The sequence below is a fragment of the Pseudomonas sp. ICMP 561 genome (assembly GCF_002699985.1).
In the GTDB taxonomy this organism is placed as follows: Bacteria; Pseudomonadota; Gammaproteobacteria; order Pseudomonadales; family Pseudomonadaceae; genus Aquipseudomonas; species Aquipseudomonas quasicaspiana.
Genome location: NZ_LKBT01000046.1, coordinates 1 through 671 on the forward strand (window position 1 = coordinate 1; position 671 = coordinate 671).

Here is a 671-nt window from a genome sequence, read left to right on the forward strand (position 1 = left end):
GGCCGACATTGCTGCGTTGTGCAGCAATCGGCGAATCTCCGAGCAGCCTCGTTTGGTTAGGAACCTACGGCCATTTTTTTGGCCAGAATCAGTCACTCTTAGATCCATGCCTAAAAAAGCGATGTAGGAGTCGCCGCTCTTGAAGTCGCCTCGGTTGTAAGCCATGACCAGAGCTGTCGCGGTCAGGAAGCCGATACCTTCAACAGCTTGGCAACGGGACCGGCTTCGCGCAAGGCATCTTTGAGCTTTGCCTTGACCAGCAGGTCCAGCCGTTCGATTGACTTGAGGAAGGCTGCAAATGACGCCTTCAAGATGGTGTCATTTGCCCAGCTCTGGGTCAGGCTGGTTTTGGCCTGAATCAGTGAAGCCCTGCGTCGCAGAAGGCTTTGCAGCTTTCCGTAGACTGCTGGGGGCGGCGTCCAGGGGCGAAGATTTTCGCCTTCGTTTTTCAGAAATCGGGCAAGAAGACAGAAGACGGGCATCAGATGCGTCTGTTTTACTACGGCCACCGACACCTTTACGGTAATTACTGAGTTGAAAACCGTCGATGATGTAGACGTCGAAACCAGACTCGTAAGCCAGCTCGACCAGATCGACGTGATAAACATTTGTCGCTTCAACAGCAATGGCGGTGGTCCTCGGTAACGTTTTAAGCCAGCGTTTTATGGCAG

3 protein-coding genes are annotated in these 671 nt (G+C 53.2%); all 3 read right to left on the minus strand.

Features of this window, described 5'->3' with window-relative positions; genetic code table 11:
* Positions 1 to 165 (minus strand): IS110 family transposase (locus tag AO242_RS29845; RefSeq protein WP_257153498.1); only part of this gene is annotated, 165 nt, incomplete at its 3' end.
* A gap of 17 nt (positions 166 to 182) precedes the next feature.
* The gene (locus AO242_RS29850; RefSeq protein WP_257153496.1) at positions 183 to 311 is read right to left on the minus strand and encodes a hypothetical protein; all 129 of its coding nucleotides are present in this window, start codon (positions 309 to 311) and stop codon (positions 183 to 185) included.
* A 7-nt stretch (positions 312 to 318) separates the two neighbouring features.
* On the minus strand, positions 319 to 671 hold a 353-nt coding region (locus AO242_RS29855; protein ID WP_257153497.1), incomplete at its 5' end, for an IS110 family transposase.